This window comes from Natrinema soli, from assembly GCF_028618695.1.
Map to the genome: position 1 here is coordinate 1 of NZ_JAQIVI010000836.1, position 3733 is coordinate 3733.

Genomic DNA, 3733 nt, shown 5'->3' on the forward strand with positions numbered 1-3733 from the left:
GCCGCCGGGTCGCGAACGGGCCACTCTCGGGACGCGGAGTCGGGGAGTTCGCAGGGCGAGGCCGCCGACGCGAGCGATGCGAGCGACGAACGGGTCGTGGCCCTCACCGAGAAGGTCGAGACGCTACAGGAGCAACGCGACGCGCTCGTCGCGAAAGCCGACGAACTCGAGGCCGAACGCGATCGGCTGCAGTCGAAAAACGGGGATCTCTCCGCGACCGTCGAGCGGCTCCAGACGCGGATCGAGGAACTCGAGACGGAACTGCAACGCGCCCGCCAGCGCGAGGTCGGCGAGACGGAAGCCGGAGCGAGCGCGGGCGCCCAACTCTCGCCCCAGCAGGCGCTCTCGGGGACGAACCTCTTCGTTCGGTACGAGTCGAAGAGTCAGCCGACCCTCGAGACGGCTCACGACGGCAACGCGGATCGCAGCGAGGTCGCGTCGAACCTCCGACTGGAACACCACACCGGGTTCGATTCGAGCGACGCCGCCGTCGACGGGACGCCCTACGAGGAGTTCCTCGAGTCGACGATGGAGTACCGGCTCGTCGACTGGCTTACCGAGATGCTGCTCTACGAGATCCGCGACACTGGTAATTCGAACGGACTAGGCGACCTGTACGACGCGATTCCGCGAATCGACCGGGCCGAACTCGGCGCGACCATCTCGCTCGCGGACGACGAGACCGAGGACGTCCCCGACCAGGTCACCTTCGACATCGCCGCCTACGACAAAATGGGGAATCCGCTCGTGCTGGTCACGCTCAACGACTCGCGGGAGCCGGCGACGCAGGAACTCCTCGGCGAACTCGAGGAAGCCGCGTCCGCGGTGAAGGCGAACTATCCGGATCTGGCAGCCGCGATCGCCGTCACCTCGAGTTACTTCGAACCCGGCGCGCTCGAGGTGGCCGAGCAGGCCACGAGCGGGGGCTTCCTCAGCCGGGGCTCGAAACTGAGTTACGTCAATCTCTCGCGGAAGGACGGCTACCACCTCTGCCTGGTCGAATCCCGTTCCGAAGGGTTCCACATGAACGTCCCCGAGCTGTAGGCCGTCGCCGTCGAATCCGGTCCGGTTTTCCCTGTCGATAGCAGTTGTCACCATCGTAGCGACGGTATCCACTACCGGTCGTCGAGTGAGTAATGCAGACGATTCGTGTCTCTCCCGACCGCCAGATCGGCACGCGATGGCTCTCTCAGTGCAGCGATGCTCTGAGAGGGACATGTGAGCTATAGTAGTCACTGAGAGTCACTGCACACCTGATCGCACGACGGGAGTGCGGTTCGGAGCGATGCGCGGTTCGGAGCGACCGTCGGGAGCGAGAACCGCGGGAACGCGAACGGTGAGCGAAGCGAGCCGTGAGCGAGAGTGAGCGAGAACCACGGAAATGCGAACGGTGAGCGACCGTCGGGAGCGAGACCCACGAGGTGAACGGGTCGAAGACCCGTGAGCAGGCAGTCCTCTCTATCGTTCGAACGGCCGACAGTGCGCCCCATTACAAAGCGAGGTCAAGCACTGGTAACATGTTCGAGTCGACTGCGACGAAAATCGAAGCGAAAAGAATCGTGGCACCGAGAGCGACGATCGGCCGTTACGATTGAATATCGAGACTGTACAGTCGCTTGCGGGCGTCGGAGAACGAAAAGCGGGAGTCGATGACGTTCTCCTCGTCGAGACGATTGAGCGCGTAGCGGACCGTTCGGGAGGGAAGGAGCGTCTCGTCGGCGATCTGTTGTTGGGTCATCGTCTCGTTGTACTCGAGGACCTTCGCGACGAGTTTTGCACTCGGCGGAAGGTCTCGAACGTCGTCCCACGTTCCTCGTTCGTCGGGTTCCTGTCGAAGCGGCTCTGAAGCACTCATCCTACATCCCCATTCCGAATACGGGGTAATAATATTTTCTATTCCGTATAATGCTTAGTGGTAATATTTCGCGGTTGAGTGCACCTACCCGAAGCCTCTTATGAACCAACACCCAAAGGGTGCGTGATGAGCGACACCGTGGACGACGTCGACCTCCCATATGACGAGGACGAGGCGTCCCAACAGGAGAAAATACAGTCACTCGAGGAGCGGCTGGAGATCCTCGAGGCGCAAAACGAGGAGATGCGCGACAAGCTCCTCGACGCCAACGCCGAGAACAACAAGTACCAGCAGAAACTCGAGCGGCTCACGCACGAGAACAAGAAGCTCAAGCAGTCCCCGCTGTTCGTCGCCACCGTCCAGGAAGTCACGGACGACGGCGTCATCATCAAACAACACGGGAACAATCAGGAGGCGCTGACCGAAGTCACTGACGAGATGCGCGACGATCTCGAACCCGATGCGCGGGTCGCGGTCAACAACTCGCTGTCTATCGTCAAACCTCTCTCGAACGAAACCGACGTGCGCGCTCGCGTGATGGAAGTCACGGAGAGCCCGGAGGTCAGCTACGAGGACATCGGCGGCCTCGAGGACCAGATGCAGGAGGTCCGCGAGACCGTCGAGATGCCCCTCGAGAAGCCCGAGATGTTCGACGATGTCGGGATCGACCCGCCGAGCGGCGTGCTCCTCTACGGGCCGCCGGGGACGGGAAAGACGATGCTCGCCAAAGCCGTCGCCAACCAGACCGACGCCACCTTCATCAAGATGGCCGGTTCGGAACTGGTCCACAAGTTCATCGGCGAGGGTGCGAAACTCGTCCGCGACCTCTTCGATGTCGCCCGCGAGCACGAACCCGCCGTGATCTTCATCGACGAGATCGACGCCATCGCCTCCAAGCGAACGGAGTCCAAGACCTCCGGCGACGCCGAGGTCCAGCGGACGATGATGCAGCTCCTCTCGGAGATGGACGGCTTCGAGGAGCGCGGCGAGATCCGCATCATCGCCGCCACCAACCGCTTCGACATGCTCGACCGCGCCATCCTTCGTCCCGGCCGGTTCGACCGCCTCATCGAGGTTCCAAAGCCGAACGCGGAGGGTCGCGAGATCATCTTCGAGATCCACACCCGCGGGATGAACGTCGCCGACGACGTCGAGTTCGCCGAACTGGCCGAAGACGCCGACAACGCCTCCGGTGCCGACATCAAAGCCGTCTGCACCGAGGCCGGCATGTTCGCTATCCGCGACGACCGCACCGAGATTCGGATGGAAGACTTCCACAACGCCTGGGACAAGGTCCAGGCCGAATCCGACGAGACCGAAGAGGTCTCGAAGACGTTCGCCTGAACTCGCTCTCGAGGTCGGTGTCGTTTCTCGCTTCGTTTTTCGTCTGTCTGAGCAACGGCGCTCGAGTGGACGGTAGCGGATAGACGAGAGTTGCGGTAACTCAACTATCGAAGTGGACAGTCTCGACAGGGGAGGCGGTGCCATTGCTGTTCAATAGTTCTGTGAATGGTGCAGTGGGTTCTGATGGGATGCGTGTGAAGAAGTATCCTGCCATCGTGGCAACAGGGAATCGCCACGCCCTCCCCAGCCGATTGCTACTCACGCGTTCACCTCGCGGTTTTCGCTCACTCTCGCTCACTGTGTTCGCTCCGAACCGCGCATCGCTCCGAACCGCGCACCGTTCGCATGGGTCGCCAGACCGGAGGTCCCGCGCTATTCGTTCGCGCCTTACGGCGCTCACTCATCCACTGTCAGAAGAAGCTCTGACAAGCTGCTGGAAAAGAGGATATTTTTCGCATCACGAGACGGCGTAATGATCAAGATAACTTTTGCAAATATGGACTGAGGAACTGGTCGATCCAGGACTTGGCGAAC

The 3733-nt window shown here is 61.5% G+C and carries 3 protein-coding genes; 2 read left to right on the forward strand and 1 reads right to left on the reverse strand.

Annotated features, from left to right (window positions below):
* Window positions 1–1044 (forward strand): DUF7527 domain-containing protein (locus tag PGX04_RS33725; RefSeq protein WP_425498478.1); only part of this gene is annotated, 1044 nt, incomplete at its 5' end.
* Between the two features lie 541 nt (window positions 1045–1585).
* Here the strand turns inward: PGX04_RS33725 and PGX04_RS33730 are convergent.
* A complete protein-coding gene (locus PGX04_RS33730; RefSeq protein WP_273742456.1) occupies window positions 1586–1855 on the reverse strand; it encodes a MarR family transcriptional regulator in 270 nt (89 codons plus the stop codon).
* A gap of 126 nt (window positions 1856–1981) precedes the next feature.
* Here PGX04_RS33730 and pan1 point away from each other — a divergent pair, with 126 nt between their 5' ends.
* Window positions 1982–3199, forward strand: coding sequence for a proteasome-activating nucleotidase Pan1 (gene pan1 / locus PGX04_RS33735; RefSeq protein ID WP_273742457.1), 1218 nt, complete (start codon window positions 1982–1984; stop codon window positions 3197–3199).
* Window positions 3200–3733 lie beyond the last annotated feature (534 nt).

Excerpts from the sequence above, each read along its gene's own strand:
- pan1 (WP_273742457.1), top strand. The coding sequence starts at position 1,982 with ATGAGCGACACCGTGGACGACGTCGACCTCCCATATGACGAGGACGAG.
- PGX04_RS33730 (WP_273742456.1), bottom strand. The coding sequence starts at position 1,855 with ATGAGTGCTTCAGAGCCGCTTCGACAGGAACCCGACGAACGAGGAACG.